Raw genomic sequence first — 18,758 nt, 5'->3', positions numbered from 1 at the left:
CACCCGGTCGGCTCCGCATGGACGGACGGGCAGCGGCCGGGGCCACGTTTCGCCCCCGCCCACCCCGCGCATGCACCGGGGGTGGCCGACGACCAGCACGCCGAGGAGCAGGCCCCCACGGAGGGGTTCCGCGACCGCGACGACACCGCGGTGCGCGAGGAGAGCCTGGGCGAACGGGTGCTCGGCTCACTGCTCGACCGGGCGCACCTGATCCCGCCCCGGCTGGTCGGACCGCTGGTGGCCCAGGAGCTCGCGGGCCTCGGCTGCCGCGATGTCGCCATCCACCTCCAGGACTACGACCAGCGCACCCTCCAGCCGCTGCGCGGGCGCGGGCTGCACGCGGAGGTGCTGCCCATCGACGGCAGCGCCGCCGGCCGGGCGTTCGCCACCGAGCAGCCGGTGGAGACCGACGAGGGCGGCGGTGCGGTGCGGCTGCACCTGCCGATGCTCGACGGCTCGGACCGGGTCGGCGTGCTCTCCTTCACCCTCGACCGGGTCAACGCGCACGACCGCCGGCTGGCCCAGCGGCTCGCCGGCCTCGTCGCGGACCTGGTCGTGACCAAGAGCGAGTACACCGACGCCTTCGCCCAGGCGCGCACGACCCGGCCGATGAGCCTCGCCGCGCAGCTGCAGTGGCAGACGCTCCCCCCGCTGTCGATGAAGACCCCCGAGCTCGACCTCGCCGGCGTCCTCGAACCGGCCTACGAGGTGGGTGGCGACTGCTTCGACTACGCCTACGACCACCACACGCTGCACCTCGCCGTCTTCGACGCCATGGGCCACGGCCTCGAGGCCGCGACCATGTCGACCGTCGTCACCGCCGCCTACCGCCACGGCCGGCGCGCGGACGTCGAGCTCGCCCGGCTGTGCGCGGACATGGACGGCGTCGTCGCCGCCGCCTACCCGGGCCGGTTCGCCACCGCCCACGTCGGGCAGCTGGACACCCGCAACGGCGTCCTCACCTACGTCAACGCCGGGCACCCGGCGGCGCTGCTCGTCCGCGACGGTCGGGTGGCCGACGAGCTCCCGGGTCCCACCGCGCGCCCGCTGGGGCTGGGCACCGGGGAGCCGGGCGCGGAGAAGGTGCAGCTGCAGCCCGGGGACCGGGTCCTGTTCTTCACCGACGGCGTCGTGGAGGAGCGCCTCGACGACGGCGAGCAGTTCGGGGAGCACCGGCTCCGCGAGCTGCTGGAGCAGAGCAGCGCGGACGGGCTGCGGGTGCCCGAGACGGTGCGCCGCCTGTCGCACGCGCTCATGGACGCCCGGCACGGGAGGACCAGCGACGACGCGTCGCTGCTGCTGGTCGAGTGGAAGCAGCCCCCGCACGACGACGAGCTCTCCCCCGACATCCCCGAGGCGCGGCCCACCCGCGGGCACGACGGCTAACCGGCCGGGAGCGCGGGACCCTCGTCCTTGAGCGCCACCCCCGAGGCCCCCAGCTCGCGGGCGGACGCCAGCAGCCGCGCCACCACGTCGGCCGCCTCCGCGTAGCCCAGCCCGTGCGGCGGCCGGACGTTCGAGACGCAGTTGCGCTCGCTGTCGGCCCGGCCGGGCCGCGGGTCCCAGGTGAGGTAGACGCCGAGGGAGTCCGCCGAGGAGAGCCCCGGGCGCTCACCGATGAGCACGAGCACCACCCGCGCCCCCAGCGCCGCGCCGATCTCGTCGCCGAGCGCCACCCGCGCCTGCGTCGCGAGCACCACCGGGCCCACCGACCAGCCGGTCAGCCGGTCCAGCAGCGCCGTCACCAGGGCGGCCCCGTGCTCGTGCACCGCCCGCGGCGAGAGCCCGTCGGCGAGCACGAGGGCGACGTCGGCGCCCTCCCGGGGCAGCGCGCACCCGGGTGCCAGCCGCCGGCCGAGGTCGGGCCGCTGCAGGTACTCGGCGCGGTCGGCCGCCGCGGAGCGGACCTCCACCACCGGCACCCCGTCGAGGCCGGCCCGCACCACCGCCGGGTCCAGCGGCGTGTGCACCGCGTCGCGGGCGACGGCGTGGGCCAGCCGGAACTCCAGCTCGCGCGCGGTCGGCAGCCCGTCGCCGGCCCGGCCCAGCGCGACCCGGGCCCGGGTCGCCGCCCGCAGCACCGCCCACGGGTCGTTCCCGGTGACGGTCACGGCCGGGCCGCCGCGAGCAGCGCCCTGGCCGCCGGCGCGTCGGCGGTCAGCGTGCGCACCCGCCCGTCGGCGTCCAGCAGGTCCATCCGCGCCAGCCACGCCTCGAACTCCGGTGCCGGGCGCAGGCCCAGCACCCGCCGGGCGGTGAGGACGTCGGAGAACGACAGCGACTGGTAGTGCAGCATCACGTCGTCCGACCCCGGGACGGCGATGACGAACGAGCAGCCGGCCGCCCCCAGCAGCAGGGTCAGGGTGTCGGTGTCGTCGGCGTCGACCTCCGCGTGGTTGGTGTAGCAGACGTCCACGCCCATGGGCAGGCCGAGCAGCTTGCCGCAGAAGTGGTCCTCCAGCCCCGCTCGCACCACCTGCTTCCCGTCGTACAGGTACTCCGGCCCGATGAACCCCACGACCGTGTTCACGAGCAGCGGCTCGAAGTGCCGGGCCACCGCGTAGGCGCGGCACTCGAGCGTCTGCTGGTCCACCGGCCGCCCGTCCACCCCGCGGTGCGCGTCGGCCGACAGCGCCGACCCCTGCCCGGTCTCGAAGTAGGTGACGTTGCGCCCGACGGTGCCCCGGCCGAGCTCCAGCGCGCCCGCCCGCGCCTCGGCGAGCAGGTCCAGCGTCACGCCGAAGCCGCGGTTGGCCGCCTGCGTGCCGGCCACCGACTGGAACACCAGGTCCACCGGCGCGCCCTGCTCCAGTGCGCGGAGGGTGGTGGTCACGTGCGCGAGCACGCAGGACTGGGTGGGGATCTCGTAGCGGCGGATCACGGCGTCGACGAGCTCCAGCAGGGCGACCGTGCGCGCCGGGGAGTCGGTGGCCGGGTTGATGCCGATGACCGCGTCCCCGGACCCCTGGAGCAGCCCGTCGACGATGGACGCCGTCACCCCGACCGGGTCGTCCGTCGGGTGGTTGGGCTGCAGCCGGGAGGCCAGCCGCCCGGGCAGGCCGAGCGTGCTGCGCAGGCCCGTCACCACCCGCGCCCGCCGCCCGACCGCCACCAGGTCGGCGTTGCGCATGAGCTTCGAGGTGGCCGCCACCATCTCCGGGGTCAGGCCGCGGGCCAGCGCGCTGATCGAGGTCTCGTCGCCCTCGGCGGCCCAGGTGAGCAGCTCGTCGCGGAACTCCCCCACGGTGAGCCCGGCCACCGGCGCGAACGCGACCGGGTCGTGCGTGTCGAGGATCAGCCGGGTGACGTCGTCCTCCTCGTAGCCGACCACCTGCTCCTCCAGGAAGGTCGCCAGCGGCAGGTCGGCGAGCACCACCTGCGCGGCGACCCGCTGCGCCGCCGACTCCGCCGCGCACCCGGCCAGCACGTCACCGGAGCGGGCCGGCGTCGCCTTGGCCAGCAGGTCCGACAGCGAGGCGAACTCGTAGGTGCGCCCGCCGAGCGTGGTGCGCCGCACGGTCATCGCACCTCCTCCTCGGCCGCGGCGAGCAGCTCGAACTCCTCCTCGGGTGCCGAGGCCACCAGGTGGTGGCGGCTGTAGACGGCGAAGTAGCCGAGGAAGAGCGCGTAGGCGCCGAGCGTCCACAGCGCAGCGACCTCGTCGACCAGGAAGGTGGCGACGACGGCCGCGGCGGCCAGCACCAGCGCGACGCCGGTCGTCGCCGTGCCGCCCGGCGTCCGGTACGGGCGGGGCAGGTCGGGCTCGCGGCGGCGCAGCACGATGTGGCTGACCATCATCAGCACGTAGGAGACGGTGGCCCCGAAGACGGCCATGTTCAGCAGCATCGCGCCCTGCCCGGTCAGCGACAGGACGAAGCCGATCGCGCCGGGCACCAGCAGCGCCAGCACCGGGGCCTTGCGGCCGTTGGTCACCGACAGCGCCCGCGGCAGGTACCCGGCGCGGGAGAGCGCGAAGGTCTGCCGCGAGTAGGCGTAGATGATCGAGAAGAAGCTGGCCACCAGGCCGAAGAGCCCGGCGTAGTTCACCACCGTGACCAGCGCCGAGGGCGACCCGGCCACCTCCAGCGCCTCCACGGGCGGGTTCCCGCTGGCCGACATGGCCGCCGAGCCCCCGGCGCCCGCGGTGAAGACCAGCATGAGCAGCGCCAGCACCAGCAGCAGGCCCATGGCCGCGACGATGCCGCGCGGCATGGCCCGGGCGGGGTCGCGGGCCTCCTCGGCGGCCAGCGGCACGCACTCGACCGCCAGGAAGAACCAGATGGCGAACGGGAACGCCGCCCAGATGCCCATCAGCCCGAACGGCAGGAAGTCCGAGGCGCCGGCGGCGTCGGTGGGTGCGATGTCGAGCAGGTTCGCCGAGTCGAACGCCGGGACCGCCCCCACCAGGTACACGACCAGGCCGGCGACGGCGATGCCCGCGATGACCAGCATGACCGAGAGCGCCTCGCCGACGCCCATGAGGTGGATGCCGATGAACAGCGCGTACACCGCCAGGTACACCCACCAGCCGTCGGTGATGCCGAAGAGCCCGAGCGACTCCACGTAGGCACCGATGAAGGTGGCGATCGCGGCGGGCGCGATGGCGTACTCGATGAGCACCGCGACCCCGGTGGCGTACCCGCCCCAGGGGCCCAGCGCCCGGCGGGCGAAGGTGTAGCCACCGCCCGCCGTCGGCAGGGCGGAGCCGAGCTCGGCGAGCCCGAGCACCATGGCCGAGTACATGACCGCCATGAGGATTACGGCGATGAGCAAGCCGCCGAAACCGCCCTCGGCCAGGCCGAAGTTCCAGCCCGCGTAGTCCCCGGAGATGACCGCGGCGACGCCGAGACCGGCCAGCAGCACCCAGCCGGCGGTGCCGGTGCGCAGCTGCCGCTTCTGGTGGTAGCCGGCCTCCACCGTCTCGGCCTCCACGCCGTGCCGGGCGACCGGCCGGGGGTGGTGTTCCTGCGGTTCCGCGGTCATGGGCCGGCCTCCGGGTGAGCCCCCGCAGGTCGGGTGGGGTCAGCCTGGCCCGGCGCCGTCGCCGGGGCAATGCCCTGCGACGGGACGGAACAGGCTGTTCACACGCCCGCCTCAGATGCTGCGCCAGCGCCCCTCGACGGCGTTGCCCTCGGGCCGCGACCGGAACACGTTGCCCTCGGTGGGCGGCGCGTCGTCCCCGGCCAGGGCGAAGGTGCGCAGCAGCGGCTCGACGAGCCGGTCGTAGAGCCCGGGCAGCAACCGGAACCCCGCCGTGACGACGTGGTTGAACGCGCCGGCCTGCACGGCCCGGCGCGGGCGGTCCACCGTGGCGAGCACCCGGCGGGCCACCCGCGCCGCGGAGTAGACCGGCGGGGGCGGGCGGCCGGTCGAGCCGGCGTACGAGGCCCCCTGGTAGTAGATCGGCGTGTTGACACCGCCCGGGTGCACCACGGAGACGGAGATCCCCGGCTCGTCCCGGGTCTCCTGCTGCAGCACCCGGGCCAGCGCCAGCTGACCCCACTTGGCGACGGCGTAGCTGCCCAGCACGGGAGTCGTCACGGTGCCCAGCAGCGAGTTGACGATCACCAGGTGACCGCCGCGCTGCCGGCGGAAGACCGGCAGGACGTGCCGGGCCAGCGTCGCGGTGCCGTGCAGCGAGGTGTCGACGACGCGCTCGTACACCTCCTTGGGGACGTCCTCGATCCGGCCGTAGGCCATCACCTGGGCGGAGTGCACGACGACGTCGAGGCGGCCGAACTCGCGCACCGCGGCGGCGACGACCGCGGCGATCCCCTCCTCGTCGAGGACGTCGGCCGGGCAGACCGTCACGGCCGCGGCACCGGCGGCGCGCAGCTCCTCGGCGGTCTCCTCCAGCGCCGACCGGCCGCGGGCGACCAGCACCAGGTTCGCGCCGCGGCCGGCCAGCCGCAGCGCCGTCGCCCGGCCGATGCCGCTGGACGCGCCGGTGATCAGCACGGTGAGGGGTGACCCGCTGGGGTCGGGGATCGGCACGGGGGGTGCTCCTCGCTGCGGCGGCGGCCGGTGCCCGAGGACACCGGTTGTCCGCAACCGGCTACCCGACCGACCCCGCGGTCATGCGGTGCGCCGGTCCAGTTCGGCCAGCAGCCAGCCCGGCCCGGTCACGGCGATGCCGCCGGGCAGCCGGGCACGCAGCCCCCGGTCGGCGGTCACCACGAGCACCTCCTCACCGGCTCCCGCGAGCTCGGCGGCGGTCGCGGCGAGGGCGTCGTCCCCGCTGCCGGGCGCGCGCACCACCGCCACCCCGTCGGGCGCCGGCACGTCCCGGGCCCGGCCCTCGACGACGGCGATCACCCGGGTGCCGGGCAGCTCCTGCCCGTCGGGGCCGGGCACCGTGCTGCCCGCGAGGCCGGCCAGCCGGTCCAGCAGCCGGGTGGCCGCCCCGGCACGGTCCCGCCACCAGCCGTCGGGGCGTGCGCCGACCACGTTGGCCACGTCCACCAGCAGCACCGCCACCGCGTCCTCCTCCGCTCCCCCAGGAGCGTGCGCCGCGCCCGCCCCGCCGGACGGATCCGCCCCTACGCTGCCCCGCATGTGCCGGAACATCCGCCCGCTGGCCAACTTCGCACCACCGGCCGCCGATGAGGAGATCCACGCCGCGGCCCTGCAGTACGTGCGCAAGATCAGCGGCACCACCAAGCCGTCCCGGGCGTACGCCGAGGTGTTCGAGCAGGCCGTCGCCGAGGTGGCCGCCGCCTCCGCCCGGCTGCTCGACGCCCTGGTCACGACCGCGCCGCCGAAGGACCGGGAGGTGGAGGCCACCAAGGCGCGCGCCCGGTCCGCCGCACGCTACGGAACCTGATCGCCGCGACGGCGGAGTCCGTCCCGGTGCCGGCGCACCTGCGGGGCTCGGCAGGCTGTCGGCGCCGGGGCGCAGCACCTGCCCCGGCACGCTCTGCCTCTGTGCCCCCGGGTAGTCGCGCTCTGCCCCGCCGGGGTGGGCACAACGCGAGCCAGGCAGCCTGGGCACAGCGCTACTCGCACAAGTGATCAGCGGCTCCGCCCCGCTGCGGCACACGGCACCGCGCTGCGCGCAGCGGCCCGTGGTCGACCGAGTTCGCCCGGGCCCGCCGCTCCTCCACCAGCTTCGGATGCAGGGCGCAGGAGGCGTGGCAGCACGCGCGCCGGCACCCGGTCAGCTCGGTCGCGGTGACCGTGGGCGGGCCCGTCCTGGCGGGCGCCACCTTCCGGGCGGTGGGCCACGTCCAGCTGGTGGACCGGGCCGTCGCCGCGGTGAGCGGCTGACGGCCCGGGGCCGCTCAGTTCTCCGTCGTGGGGCCCACGTCGTGCGGGTCCGGCGTCCGGAAGCCCGGGTCGTCGGCGGAGCCGGCGTCCTGACCGGCGACGTCCACGGGCGATCCGGCGGGGTCCGCCGGCGTTCCGGCGGTCTCCTCCGGCGGATCGGGCGCCCCACCCGGCTCGCCGAAGCCCTCGGCGGTCGGCGGCGCACCCGCACCGGGGTCGGCGGCGGGGATGCCGTCGTCGGCCTCGCGGCCGGAGAAGGGGTCCAGGGGGTCCATCATCGACATGCCCTGCCCCTACCCCGCGGCCGTGCCCCACTCCCCGGTGCCCGGAGTTTCCCCCGCCCGACCCCCGCGCGCCGGTGCGGCGGCCTCCCCCGGCTACAACTGCTGCATGACCTCCGCCGGGACCGCCCCCGAACCCGTGCTGCGCCGCGCCCGGTTCGCCGATCTGTCGCCCTTCGAGGTCTACGCCCTGTGCCGGCTGCGCGTCGACGTCTTCGTGGTGGAGCAGGAGTGCCCCTACCCGGAGCTGGACGGCCGGGACGTCGAACCCACCACCGAGCACCTCTGGTTCGAGCAGGACGGCGAGGTGCTTGCGACCATCCGCGTGCTGGACGACGGCGCGACCCGGGCCGTCGGCCGGGTCTCCACCGCCGCGGGGGCCCGCGGGCGTGGGCTCGCCGGGCGGCTCATCGAGGCCGCGGTGGCCAGCTACGGCGACGGGCCGCTGACGATGGGGGCGCAGGCCCACCTCGAGGAGTGGTACGGCCGCTTCGGCTTCCGCCGGAGCGGGCCGGGTTACCTGGAGGACGGCATCCCGCACGTCCCGATGCGGCGCGAGGCCGGCCGCGTGACGGCGTCGTCCCCGGGTGCCGACGAAGGGTCGCCTAACCTGCTGGGGTGAGCACGGCGACCGAGGCGACCGCGGCGGCCCGGACCACGGGCGGCCGCGACCGGGCTCCCGTGGCGCCGGTCCGCTGGTCGCCGGTGGAGCTCCTGCCCGCGGCGCTCATCGGGCTGCTCGGCGGCTGGCTGCTGCTCCCCGGCCACGGGCTGTGGTTCGACGAGTTATTCACCGCCGAGGTGGCCCGCCTGCCGCTGGGCGACATCCTGACCGCGATCGCCACCGGCGAGGGCACCGCCAGCTACCTGGCCGGGGTGCCGCCGTCCTACAACGCCCCGTACTACCTGGTCACGCACCTGTGGGTGTCCCTGCCGGGCCTCGGCGGGGACACCTCCCTCCGCGTCCTCTCCCTCCTGGCGACGGCCGGCGGCCTCGCGCTGATCACCCGGACCCTCACCCGCCTGGCGGGCCGGGCCACCGGGGTGCTGGCGGGCCTGGTGCTCGCGGCCAGCCCGCTGCTGCTCGAGCACTCGGTCGAGGCACGCAGCTACGGGCTCGCCGTCCTCGCCACCGGGGGCGCGCTCCTGGGGCTGGTGCGCTGGCTGCAGGAGCCACCTCGCGGACTGCTGCTGTTCGGGCTCGCCGGCGCCGGGATGGGCCTGGCCCACTGGTACGCGGTCACGGTGCTCGCCGCGTTCGTCGTCGCAGCCGCGGTGCTGCGCCGCCGGCGGGCGGTGCCGGTCGTGCTCACCGGCGCGCTGGCCACCCTTCCCGCGGTCGGCTTCGTGACCCTGGCCGTGCTCAACGGCACCGGCGCGCGCAACGCCGAGCACCTGACCGACACCGACGGGGAGTTCCTCCTGCGGGCCGCCGAGGCGTGGGCCGGCGGCAGCAACCCGCTGCTGTACCTGGCAGCGGGGCTGGCCGTGGTCGGCGCCGTCCGGGCCACCGGTGCGCGGGTGGTGGGGGCCTGCTGGCTGCTGGTCCCGCTGGCCCTGCTGCTGGTCGCGGAGCTGGCGCGGCCGGTCTACCACCCCCGCTACCTGCTGGTCGGGCTGCTCGGGCTGGGAGTGCTGGCGGCGGCCGGCGCGATGTCGCTGCCGCGGCCGGCCCGGGTGCCGGTGAGCGCGCTGCTGCTGGCCTGCGCCCTCCTCGCCTCCGCCCCGCTGGCCGACCGCGGCCCGCGGGAACGGGCCGACGACCTGGTCGCGGTGCTGGCGCAGGTGCACGCACCGGGCGAGCCGGTCGTCGCCGCCGACCAGCGGTCGGCGACCGGCCTGGACCACTACGTCCGCGGCCTCGCCCCCCGGCTCCGCCCGGACGTCGTCCTGCCGCCGGAGGACGCGCCGGCCGACGCCGAGCGGGTGTGGCTCGTCCGCCGCCTGATCGACGGCGAGCCCGAGCCCACCGACGACGACGGCATCCTCCGCGCGGCGGGCCTGCGCATGGCCGAGCAGTACGACTTCCCCGCGACCAGGACCCACCTGGTCCTGCAGCTCTGGACCCGCTGAACGCCTCGGCGTCAGCGGCGGGCCCGCACCGCCCAGGCCAGCGATCCCAGCGACTGCCGCAGCCGGGCACGGGCGGTCCAGGCCGACCGGCCCACCGGCCGCCGGTCCCGGACGACAGGCACGCTCGCGACCGGCCGGCCCGCGCGACCGACGGCGAGGACCACGCTCGGCGCCCCCTGCTCGCGGACGGCGGTGACGACGGCGGCGCGCACGGCCGGGCCCATGGCCAGGAAGGCGCCCGCGTCCGGTGGAAGGCCGGTCAGCCTGCCCGCCACGCGCCGGTGGAGCGTGCCGGTGAGCCGCCGCAGCGGCGACTCGTAGCGGCCGCGCCGCCCGGCGAAGACCGCCGCCACGTCCCCGGCCGCGAGCCGGTCGAGCAGCAGCGGCACCGCCTCCGGCGGGTCCTGGAGGTCGGCGTCCAGGCAGACCCAGACGTCAGCGGCGGCCTCCTCGGCGAGCCCGTGCGCCAGGGCCGCGTGCTGCCCGACGTTCACCGCGAGCTCGGTGACGGCGATCCGGGCGTCCGCGGCGGCGAGGGAGCGCGCCACGGCGGCGCTGGCGTCGGGCGAGGCGTCGACGACCAGCCGCAGCCGCCACGGCCGGCCGGCGAGCGCCGCACCGAGCCGGTCCGCGAGCTCGACGAGGGTCGCCTCGTTGCCGTGCACGGGGACGACGACCGCCACCGGGGGGCCCGCCTCCCCGCGGGCGGTCACCCGGCGGCCCACGTCCGGGCCAGGCCGTCGGCCAGGTCGACCTCGGGGGTCCAGCCCAGCAGCCGCCGGGCCAGCGCCGGGTCGCAGACCCAGTCGGCGGTGTCCCAGCCGCGCCCGGGGTGCGCGCCCGGGGCGGTCGCGATCGGGCGACCCGTCACCCGCTCGGCGGTGGCCACGAGCTCCTCGGTCCCGGTCTGCACCCCGGTGCCGATGTTGAGCACGGCGCCGGGGGGCAGGTCGTCGGCCACCGCGGCGCGGACGCAGGCGTCGACGACGTCCCCCACCCACACCCAGTCGCGCCGGCTCAGGTGGGCCGGCAGCGGCACCGTGCCGCCGGTGCGGGCGGCAGCCATCACGACCGGCACCAGGCGGGTGGGGTGGTCGCCCGGCCCGTACACCTGGAAGGCGCGCAGCACGGCCGCCCGGATCCCGCGCTCGGCCGCCGCCGCCTGGAGGAGCAGCGAGCCCGCGGCCTTGGTGGCGCCGAAGAAGCCGCGCGGCTCGAGCGCGGCGTCCTCCGCCAGCGGGTGCGGTGCGGCGGCGTACTCGGTCGACGAGCCCAGCCGGACCACGACCCGGCAGCGGTCGGGCAGCGCGTCGACCAGCCAGGGGCTGGTGTTGACCGCGGTCGTGGCGGCGCGCTCCGCCGCGGTGGCCTTGGCCCGGCCCGCGGCGAGCGCGAAGACGACGTCCGGGTCCGCGGTGCGCACGGCCGCCGCACCGGCGACCGGATCGGCCAGGTCGACGTCCCGGCGGGTCAGCCCGGTGACCTGCCAGCCCTCCCGCTCGAGCCGCTCCACCAGGTGCCGCCCGACGAAGCCGCCGGCGCCGGTCACGAGGGCTCTCACGCCGGCAGCGCCACCCGTGCCGGGGGCTCCTGCACCGCGGCGGTGACGGCGTCGACGAACGCCCGGCGGTGCTCGGTGGCGCGCTCGGCACCGGCCCGGCGCAGCTCGTCCAGACCGTGGAGCAGGCGGGGCACCTCCACGAACGGGTCGCGCCCGGCCATGTCGGCGGTGAACGAACGGCGCAGGAACGTGAACTCGGTGCCGATGCGGACGAGCTCGGCGGCCAGCAGGTCCCCGGGCACCGGGAAGCCGCGGCCCGGGAGCGTCAGGCCCCCCACCCCGAACGGCACGGCCACCTGGGCCCGGACCGCCTCCACGGTGCCGTCCACGAGCGGGCCGAACAGCGAGGTGGACCGGCGGTCGATCCGCAGGTCGTTCAGCCCGACGTAGATCCGCGAGAGGGGGCGCCGCGCCAGCTCCGCCGCCCGGTCCACCGCGTCCTGGGTCTCCACCAGGATGCCCAGGCCGCACCGGCCCGCGACGAGGTCGAGGGTCCGGTCCACCTCCTCGCTGGAACGCACCATGGGCAGCAGCAGCTCGTCGGCCCCGCGGGCGATCGCATCGGCCACCTCGCCGGCCGTCCACGGCCCGAAGCCGTTGATCCGGCAGAGCACGCGCCCCGGGGTCGCCGCCCGCACGCGCGTCAGGTCCTCGGGGGTGTCCTCGTTGACCTGGGTGCCCTCCCCCTCCTGACGCCGCAGCTTGCCGCGCCGCTCCCAGTCGACGACGATCCCGGCGGCACCGGCAGCCACGACGTCGCGCCCCCACTGCGGGTCGACGGTGAAGAGGAACAGGTCCATGCGCGTCAGCTTAGGCTTTCCTAACCTGCGCGCGCGGCCGGGTCGCGGCGCGTCCCCGAGATCGCGGGGTCGGCGAGGACCGGCCGTGCGGCTCGGGCACCGGCCGGGAAGGTCAGCGCCGCACCTGCCACCTCGATGGTGACCTCCTGCCCGACCGCCGGGAGCTGCGTACCCTCCAGCCGCGCGGTCACCGTCCCGCCGCCGGCCAGCGTCAGCCACACCCGGGAGTCGTGGCCGTAGAAGTCGACGGCGTGCACCAGCGCCCGCGCACCCGCGCCGAGCGGTGGCCCGAGGCGCAGCTGCTCCGGGCGCAGCAGGACCCGGGCGGGCCCGTCGGCCGCGACGCCGTCGACCGGGAGCGCGCCGAGGACGCAGAGCGCGCGGCCCCCCCGGATCTCGGCGTCGAGGACCACCGACTCCCCCACGAAGGCGGCCACGTCGAGGTCGGCCGGCCGCCGGTAGAGGGTGCGCGGATCGGTCAGCTGCACCAGCCGGCCGCCGCGGAGGACCGCCACCTGGTCGGCCATCGACAGCGCCTCGGCCTGGTCGTGGGTGACCAGCACGGCTGTCGCCCCGGCGGCGGCGAGCGCGGCGAGGACGGCCCGCCGGGTGTCCTCCCGCAGCGCGGCGTCCAGGGACGAGAACGGCTCGTCGAGGAGGACCAGCGCCGGCTCCGGGGCCAGCGCCCGGGCGAGGGCGACCCGCTGCTGCTGGCCGCCGGAGAGCTGGTGCGGCGCCCGGTCCGCCAGGTCGGCGTCCAGCCCGACCAGGGCCAGCAGCTCGGCCACCCGCCCCCGGTCGGCGCGCCGGCGGCGGGGCAGGCCGAAGGTGATGTTGCCGGCGACGCTCAGGTGGGGGAACAACCCGCCCTCCTGCGGCACGAAGCCGATCCCCCGCTGCCGGGCGGGCACGCCCCGGCCGGCACCGGCCACGACCCGGTCACCGACGGCGACGGTGCCGCTGTCGGGTTCGTCGAAGCCGGCGACCAGCCGCAGCAGCGTCGTCTTGCCGCAGCCCGAGGGGCCGAGCAGGGCGGTGAACCCGCCGGCCGGCACGTGGAGGTCCACCCCGGTGAGCACCGGGGTGGCGCCGAACGCCTTGGTCAGGCCGGTCACGGTGAGGGAGCTCATGGGGTCGGACCTCGTCGGGTGTGGCGGGACAGCAGGACGGTGGCCGGGGCGGACAGCAGCACCATCACGGCCGCGTACGGGGCGGCCGCACCGTAGGCGAGCGCGCTGCTGGCCGACCAGAACGCGGTCGCGAGGGTGGCGGTGCCGGTGGGCGCGAGCAGCAGCGTGGCGGTGAGCTCGGTGACCACCGCCAGGAACACCAGGGCCGCGCCGGCGCCGAGACCGGGCGCGAGCAGCGGCAGCGTGACGCGGCGCAGCCGGTCGACGCCGGAGGAGCCCAGGGAGGCGGCGACGTCGTCGTAGAGCGGTGGGGACTGCTCGACCGCCGCGCGGACGGGGACGATCGCCCGGGGCAGGAAGAGGATCGCGTACGCGGCCAGCAGCACCGGGACCGTCTGGTACAGCCACGGCGTGACCCGGATGCTCAGCGTGACCAGCGCCAGGGCGACGACGATGCCCGGCAGCGAGCTGCCCAGGTACGTGGCCCGTTCCAGGAGCGTGGCCGTGCGTCCCCGGGCGCGGACGGCCAGCCACCCGGTGGGCAGGGCCATGGCGGTGGTGAGCGCCGCCGCAGCGGCGGCCAGGGCCAGCGTGGTCCCCGTCGTCGCGGCGAGGTCTCCCCAGTCGGGGCCGGCCGGCGTCCCACCGGCCAGCCAGTAGGCCAGTGCGCCGAGGGGGACCAGCAGCGCCAGGGCGACGAGCCCGGCGAGCGCCACCAGCGCCGGCGCGGTCAGGGCCCGCAGCCGCACCGGCGGGGCCGGACGGACCGCACCCCGCCCGGTGCCGGCGTAGCCGCGGTGCCCCCGCAACCGGACCTCGGCCAGCAGCAGCAGGAGGCAGAGCAGCACCAGGACACCGGCCAGCATGGTGGCCGCCGGGCCGTTGAAGGTGGCCCGGTACTGGTCGTAGATGGCGGTGGTGAAGGTCGGGTAGCGCAGCATCTGCAGCGCCCCGAACTCGGCGAGCACGTGCAGCGCCACGAGCAGGCAGCCGCCCAGCAGCGCCACGCGCAGCTGCGGCAGCTGCACCCGCCGGAAGACCGCCCAGCCGGACAGGCCCAGCCCGCGGGCCGTCTCCTCCAACGCGGGGTCCAGGCCGCGGAACGCCGCGACCACGGGCAGGTAGACGAAGGGGAAGTAGGACAGCGAGACCACCAGCAACGCGCCGGCGTAGGTGTCCAGGCCCGGCAGCAGGGAGATCCACGCGAAGCTGTTCACGAACGCCGGTACGGCCAGCGGCGCCACCAGCAGCACGTGCCACGTGCGCCGCCCGGGCACCGACGAGCGCGCCACCAACCAGGCGGCACCGACGCCCAGGACCGCGCAGACAGCGACCGTGCCCGCGGCGAGGCGGGTGGTGTTCCAGAGCAGTTCGGCGACCCGCGGCCGGAGCACGAGCTCGCGGACCCCCGACCAGCCGACGTCGGCGGTGTACCCCGCGATGTGGATCAGCGGCAGCAGCGCCAGCGCGGCGACGCAGGCGGCCAGCGCGACGGTCACCGGCGACCGGCGCAGCGGTCGCCGCCCACGGCTCGCGGACGCGCCGGAGCCCCGGGGCGCCGGCGGGGCCGGTGCTCCGGGGCTCGCGGTGACGGGCACGGGAGGGGTCAGAGCAGCCCCACTTCCTGCATCAGCTCGGTGACCCGCCGGGAGTCGAGGGTCCCCGGGTCGACGGGCGGCGCCTGCAGGTCCGCCAGCGGCGGCAGCGCCTCGGCGGAGGCGACACCCGTCCCGACGGCGTACTCGAGGGCGCTGCTGCCGGCGAGCCGCTCCTGCGCGGTGCGGCCGGTGAGGTACGCGACCAGCTGCTGGGCCTGCTCCGGCTGGTCGGAGGAGGCGAGCACCCCCGCACCCGACGTGCTGAGGAAGGCGCCCGCGTCCTGGTTGCGGAAGTAGTGCAGCGCGGCGTCGTCGCCGATGAGGCCGTCCTGGGCCTGGTCACGGAACCAGTAGTAGTGGTACGTGATGCCGACCGGGACCTCGCCCTCGTCGACCGCCTTCATGATCGCGGTGTTGCTCGCGTAGATCTCGGCGTTGTCCTCGAGCCCCGCGAGCCAGTCCCGGGTCGCTTCCTCGCCCTCGAGCTCGAGCACGGCGCTGACGATCGCCTGGAAGTCGGCACCACCGGCGGCGATCCCCACGCGGCCGGCCCAGGCGGGGTCGGCCAGGTCGAGCATCGAGGCCGGCAGCTCCTCCTCGCCGATCTCCGCGGGGTTGTAGATCAGCGTCGTCGATCGGGCGGCGAAGCCCACCCAGTTGCCCGAGGACGGCCGGAACTGCTCGTCGACCTGGTCCAGGGTGGCCTGGTCCAGCGGCGCGAGCAGCCCTGCCTCGTCCACCGCCGAGATGGCCGGGCTGTTCTCGGTGAGGAAGACGTCGGCCGGCGAGGCCTCGCCCTCCTCGATGATCTGGTTGGCCAGCTCCGAGTCGTTGGCGTCGCGGAACTCGAGCTCGATGCCCGTCTCCTCGGTGAAGTCCTCGAGCATCGCGCGGACCAGGCTCTCGTGCTGGGCGCTGTAGACGGTCAGCGTGTCCGCGTCGGATCCGCACGCGGCCAGGGATGCCGCGAGGGTGAGGGTGGAGACGGCGGCGGTCGCTCGCCCGAGCCTGGTCACTGAGGTCCTCCTCGAGGTAGGTGAGGCACACCTAAGCATGCCGGTCCCGCGGGGGACGAGCCGCCCGTCCCCACCGGGCTGCGATCGTGATGTCATGCGCACCGGCACCCGCGAGGAGCCCCACGACCCACCGGCGGGCGACGCGGCGCTGCTGCGCGAGGCCGCGGACCGGCTGGAGGCGCTCGCCGCCACCACCACGCCCGGCGACTGGCGCCTCGGCGGGTTGCTGGCCAGCCGCCCGGAGGTCGTGGCCCCGGCCCCGGCGGCCGCACCGAGCACGTCGCCGAGGCGCGCACCCGGCTGCCCTGATCCGGGAGGCACCGCCGCGCGCACGGGGTAGGGGACGTCGATGCAGCCCCCGCACCCCGACCGCCCGGACCGGCCCGCCGGCGCCTCCGTCCCCGAGGCCGACGACACCCCGGAGCGGACGGGGCTGGCCCGGCGGCTGGACAAGCCGATGGGCGCGCTCGGGCTGGTGTTCGTGCTCGTCGTCCTGGGCCAGTCGCTGGCGCGGCAGCCCTGGCTGACCACCACGCTGAGCGTGGTCGGCTGGGTGCTGTGGGCGGTGTTCGTCGCGGAATTCGTGCACCGGGCGGTCACCGCCCGCGACCAGCGCCGGTTCTGGCAGCGCAACTGGTGGCAGGTCGTCTTCCTCGCGGTGCCGTTCCTGCGGTTCGCCCGCGCGCTGACGCTGCTGCGCGCGGCGCGGGTCGGGGGCGTGGTGTCCGCGGCGGTCCGCGGGTCGCGGTCGGCGGGGCGCCTGCTCAGCGGCCGGATCGGCTGGCTCGGTGCGGTGACGACCGTCGTCGTGCTGGCGACCAGCCAGCTGCTGTACGTGCTCGGCGCCTACGAGTCCTACGGCACCGCGCTCTACGACGCCGCCCTGGCCACGATCGTCGGGCAGCCGCTCACGGCCGACGGCGGGCTGGCGCGCGTCCTCGACGTCGCCCTGGCGACCTACTCCGTGGCGGTCTTCGCCACGCTGGCCGGCGCGCTCGGCGCCTTCTACCTGGAGCGCCGGGGCGGCGAGGACCCCGCCGCGCAGCAGGGGTGACCGCCCGGGACGACGGGTGCCCCGCCGGCGGACCGGCGGGGCACCCGGTGGCGCGGAGGGATCAGACCGGCTCGGCGCAGTAGATCGTGCCGGGCTCGGCCTCGTCGGCACCCACCCAGATGGCCCCGACGGCGGACTCGAAGTCGAGGCAGACGTCCTGGGCGAGGAAGTCCGCGTAGTTCAGCTCCTGCTCGTCGATGCCGACGATGCGGGCCTCGGCCTCGGCGGCGTCGCACTCGACGGTCTCGACCTCCTCGCCGGCGAGGTTGGCCACGCAGTCGCCGACCTCGGGGTCACCGCCGCCGAGCATGTCGAACAGCAGGCCGACGGCGACGAGGGCGACCAGGACACCGCCCACGGCCAGGAGGACCTTCTTGGCCGTGCTGCCCTTCCGGTCCGGCTGACCCCACGGCGTCGCGCCGCCCTCCGGCGGCACCCAGCCGCCGCCGGGCTGGTACGGCTGCTGGCCGGGCTGGTACGGCTGCTGGCCGGCCTGGTCGAAGGGCTGGTACGGCTGACCGGGCTGGCCGTGCGGGCCCGGCTGCTCCGGCTGACCGTGCGGAGCCGGCTGACCGGGCTGACCCGGCTGGCCGGACGGCCCGGGCTGGCCCGGCTGCTGGCCGGACGGGTTCTGGTCCGGGCCGTTCCCGGGGTGGCTCATGGGTGCTCCTGGATCGCTGGACGTCGTGCGTACGCACGGATCCTCGCCCATCGGGGTGGCACCGTTGGGCGGCTGGACGGGGCCGGTGCCCCGGACGGGTCACGACGGGCAGCGCGCCCACGCCCCGTCCCGGCCGCCCCGCGCGCCGGGGCGTGCACCTGCCCGCGCCGGGGTAGCCGCCGGGGATGAGCGACGACACGGCCTCCAACGGGTTCGCCGAGCGGCTGGGCGCCCGGCCCGAGCCGGACGGGGAGGGCGCCGCCCGGATGGCGTTCGAGGTGGGCGAGGAGCACCTCAACCCGGCCGGGACGCTGCACGGCGGGGTGCTGGCGACGCTGGTCGACACCGCGATGGGCCAGGCGGTGCGCACCACCACCGACGACGGCGAGGTGCCCGCGACCAGCCAGCTGACGGTGACCTACCTGCGCCCGGGCACCACCGGACCGGTGCAGGTGACCGCCCGGCTGCGCACCCGCGGGGAGCACCTCACGGTGTGCGAGGCCGACGTGGAGCAGGACGGCAAGGCCCTCGTGCACGCCGTGGCGACCTTCGCCCTGCTGCACTCCTGACCGCGGGAGATCAGCCGGCCGGCGGGGCCGGCAGCTCCAGCACCACGGCGGCCGCCGCGCCCTCGTTCTCGAAGAGCTCGTCCTCGTCCTCGGTGCTGCCCAGGGTGACGACCAGGATGTAGGTGAAGATGCCGAGGATCACCAGCAGGATGCCCAGCGGGATCAGCACCCGGCCGAGCCGCCTGCCCTTCGGGCTGCCCTCGCCCCGGTCGTCGGCACCCTGCTGGTGGGGCTGCGCCATGGGAGGTCCTCCTGTGGTCCGGATCGGGGTCGGTGACCGGGCGGTCACCCCCTCCTCCATGCCCACGCCGTCGCGGGTCACGCCCCTCGATCGCGACCGGCGCGGCGAGGCCGGGCGGAGGACCATCGGGGCATGACCACCGCTACCTGGAACGGCGTCGTCATCGCCGAGTCCGACGACATCGTCACCGTCGAGGGCAACGCCTACTTCCCCCGTGGCTCCGTCCGGGCCGACGTGCTCCGCCCCTCGGAGACGCACACCGTCTGCCCCTGGAAGGGCACCGCCTCCTACTTCACCCTGGAGGTCGACGGGCAGCAGAACCCCGACGCCGCCTGGTTCTACCCCGAGCCCGAGACGGCCGCGCGCGAGATCACCGACCGGGTGGCGTTCTGGCGGGGCGTCGAGGTGCGCTGAGCCTGAATCCACCGGTCCTGAGCGGGTGATCGGTGTGGCAACGAGAAGAGGGTGCTTCTGAGCTGGACGATCACGGTTACCAGGCCAAGATCGT

22 protein-coding genes are annotated in these 18,758 nt (G+C 76.3%); 8 read left to right on the top strand and 14 right to left on the bottom strand.

Annotated elements, in window-relative coordinates; genetic code table 11:
• Positions 1-81 precede the first annotated feature (81 nt).
• On the top strand, positions 82-1,386 hold the full coding sequence (locus E9549_RS23955) for a PP2C family protein-serine/threonine phosphatase (protein ID WP_236824991.1): 1,305 nt from the start codon (positions 82-84) through the stop codon (positions 1,384-1,386).
• Here the strand turns inward: E9549_RS23955 and eutC are convergent.
• The 5 genes from eutC to E9549_RS02440 form a co-directional block, all read right to left on the bottom strand.
• On the bottom strand, positions 1,383-2,111 hold the full coding sequence (eutC, locus tag E9549_RS02460) for an ethanolamine ammonia-lyase subunit EutC (RefSeq protein WP_236824990.1): 729 nt from the start codon (positions 2,109-2,111) through the stop codon (positions 1,383-1,385). The genes E9549_RS23955 and eutC overlap by 4 nt on opposite strands.
• Positions 2,108-3,523, bottom strand: coding sequence for an ethanolamine ammonia-lyase subunit EutB (locus E9549_RS02455; protein WP_236824989.1), 1,416 nt, complete (start codon positions 3,521-3,523; stop codon positions 2,108-2,110). Before E9549_RS02455 ends, eutC begins: the two co-directional genes overlap by 4 nt.
• Complete coding sequence (gene eat, locus E9549_RS02450) at positions 3,520-4,983, bottom strand: ethanolamine permease (protein WP_236824988.1); 1,464 nt, start codon at positions 4,981-4,983, stop codon at positions 3,520-3,522. Before eat ends, E9549_RS02455 begins: the two co-directional genes overlap by 4 nt.
• 111 nt (positions 4,984-5,094) lie before the next feature.
• The gene (locus E9549_RS02445; RefSeq protein ID WP_236824987.1) at positions 5,095-5,994 is read right to left on the bottom strand and encodes an SDR family oxidoreductase; all 900 of its coding nucleotides are present in this window, start codon (positions 5,992-5,994) and stop codon (positions 5,095-5,097) included.
• Positions 5,995-6,075: 81 nt separating this feature from the next.
• On the bottom strand, positions 6,076-6,477 hold the full coding sequence (locus E9549_RS02440; RefSeq protein ID WP_236824986.1) for a hypothetical protein: 402 nt from the start codon (positions 6,475-6,477) through the stop codon (positions 6,076-6,078).
• A 76-nt stretch (positions 6,478-6,553) separates the two neighbouring features.
• Between E9549_RS02440 and E9549_RS02435 the strand changes: the two genes are divergently transcribed.
• Positions 6,554-6,823 (top strand): DUF2277 domain-containing protein, encoded by a 270-nt coding sequence (locus E9549_RS02435; protein WP_236824985.1) that lies wholly within the window; start codon positions 6,554-6,556, stop codon positions 6,821-6,823.
• A 457-nt stretch (positions 6,824-7,280) separates the two neighbouring features.
• Here the strand turns inward: E9549_RS02435 and E9549_RS02430 are convergent, their stop codons facing one another.
• The gene (locus tag E9549_RS02430) at positions 7,281-7,550 is read right to left on the bottom strand and encodes a hypothetical protein (protein ID WP_236824984.1); all 270 of its coding nucleotides are present in this window, start codon (positions 7,548-7,550) and stop codon (positions 7,281-7,283) included.
• 106 nt (positions 7,551-7,656) lie between these two features.
• Between E9549_RS02430 and E9549_RS02425 the strand changes: the two genes are divergently transcribed.
• Both E9549_RS02425 and E9549_RS02420 read left to right on the top strand, forming a co-directional pair.
• Positions 7,657-8,169: a GNAT family N-acetyltransferase gene (locus E9549_RS02425; RefSeq protein ID WP_236824983.1), complete on the top strand. Its 513-nt coding sequence runs from the start codon at positions 7,657-7,659 to the stop codon at positions 8,167-8,169.
• On the top strand, positions 8,166-9,620 hold the full coding sequence (locus E9549_RS02420; protein ID WP_236824982.1) for a glycosyltransferase family 39 protein: 1,455 nt from the start codon (positions 8,166-8,168) through the stop codon (positions 9,618-9,620). Before E9549_RS02425 ends, E9549_RS02420 begins: the two co-directional genes overlap by 4 nt.
• 11 nt (positions 9,621-9,631) lie before the next feature.
• Here E9549_RS02420 and E9549_RS02415 read toward each other — a convergent pair whose 3' ends face one another.
• From E9549_RS02415 to E9549_RS02390, 6 genes are all read right to left on the bottom strand, one after another.
• Positions 9,632-10,333 carry a glycosyltransferase gene (locus tag E9549_RS02415; RefSeq protein WP_236824981.1) on the bottom strand — a complete coding sequence of 234 codons (702 nt, stop codon included), beginning with the start codon at positions 10,331-10,333 and terminating at the stop codon, positions 9,632-9,634.
• The gene (locus E9549_RS02410) at positions 10,330-11,181 is read right to left on the bottom strand and encodes an NAD(P)-dependent oxidoreductase (RefSeq protein WP_236824980.1); all 852 of its coding nucleotides are present in this window, start codon (positions 11,179-11,181) and stop codon (positions 10,330-10,332) included. Before E9549_RS02410 ends, E9549_RS02415 begins: the two co-directional genes overlap by 4 nt.
• Positions 11,178-11,981: an aldolase gene (locus E9549_RS02405; RefSeq protein ID WP_236824979.1), complete on the bottom strand. Its 804-nt coding sequence runs from the start codon at positions 11,979-11,981 to the stop codon at positions 11,178-11,180. Before E9549_RS02405 ends, E9549_RS02410 begins: the two co-directional genes overlap by 4 nt.
• Positions 11,982-12,001: 20 nt before the next feature.
• Positions 12,002-13,111, bottom strand: coding sequence for an ABC transporter ATP-binding protein (locus E9549_RS02400; RefSeq protein WP_236824978.1), 1,110 nt, complete (start codon positions 13,109-13,111; stop codon positions 12,002-12,004).
• Positions 13,108-14,610 (bottom strand): iron ABC transporter permease, encoded by a 1,503-nt coding sequence (locus tag E9549_RS02395; protein WP_236824977.1) that lies wholly within the window; start codon positions 14,608-14,610, stop codon positions 13,108-13,110. The genes E9549_RS02400 and E9549_RS02395 overlap by 4 nt, the downstream gene beginning before the upstream one ends.
• Before the next feature lie 107 nt (positions 14,611-14,717).
• Positions 14,718-15,725, bottom strand: a complete 1,008-nt coding sequence (locus tag E9549_RS02390) for an iron ABC transporter substrate-binding protein (protein WP_236824976.1) — start codon at positions 15,723-15,725, stop codon at positions 14,718-14,720.
• Between the two features lie 94 nt (positions 15,726-15,819).
• Between E9549_RS02390 and E9549_RS02385 the strand changes: the two genes are divergently transcribed.
• Both E9549_RS02385 and E9549_RS02380 read left to right on the top strand, forming a co-directional pair.
• Complete coding sequence (locus tag E9549_RS02385; RefSeq protein WP_236824975.1) at positions 15,820-16,065, top strand: hypothetical protein; 246 nt, start codon at positions 15,820-15,822, stop codon at positions 16,063-16,065.
• A 9-nt stretch (positions 16,066-16,074) separates the two neighbouring features.
• A complete protein-coding gene (locus E9549_RS02380) occupies positions 16,075-16,779 on the top strand; it encodes a hypothetical protein (protein WP_236824974.1) in 705 nt (234 codons plus the stop codon).
• A 61-nt stretch (positions 16,780-16,840) separates the two neighbouring features.
• Here the strand turns inward: E9549_RS02380 and E9549_RS02375 are convergent, their stop codons facing one another.
• The gene (locus tag E9549_RS02375) at positions 16,841-17,440 is read right to left on the bottom strand and encodes a hypothetical protein (RefSeq protein ID WP_236824973.1); all 600 of its coding nucleotides are present in this window, start codon (positions 17,438-17,440) and stop codon (positions 16,841-16,843) included.
• 185 nt (positions 17,441-17,625) lie between these two features.
• Here E9549_RS02375 and E9549_RS02370 point away from each other — a divergent pair, with 185 nt between their 5' ends.
• Positions 17,626-18,009: a PaaI family thioesterase gene (locus tag E9549_RS02370; protein ID WP_236824972.1), complete on the top strand. Its 384-nt coding sequence runs from the start codon at positions 17,626-17,628 to the stop codon at positions 18,007-18,009.
• 10 nt (positions 18,010-18,019) lie between these two features.
• Here the strand turns inward: E9549_RS02370 and E9549_RS02365 are convergent, their stop codons facing one another.
• Complete coding sequence (locus E9549_RS02365; protein ID WP_236824971.1) at positions 18,020-18,250, bottom strand: hypothetical protein; 231 nt, start codon at positions 18,248-18,250, stop codon at positions 18,020-18,022.
• Positions 18,251-18,382: 132 nt separating this feature from the next.
• Here E9549_RS02365 and E9549_RS02360 point away from each other — a divergent pair, with 132 nt between their 5' ends.
• Positions 18,383-18,664 (top strand): DUF427 domain-containing protein, encoded by a 282-nt coding sequence (locus E9549_RS02360; protein WP_236824970.1) that lies wholly within the window; start codon positions 18,383-18,385, stop codon positions 18,662-18,664.
• The last annotated feature ends 94 nt before the right edge of the window (positions 18,665-18,758 follow it).

Source organism: Blastococcus sp. MG754426, assembly GCF_021699055.1.
GTDB lineage: Bacteria > Actinomycetota > Actinomycetes > Mycobacteriales > Geodermatophilaceae > Blastococcus.
This window is presented reverse-complemented; position numbering and strand designations above follow the sequence as displayed.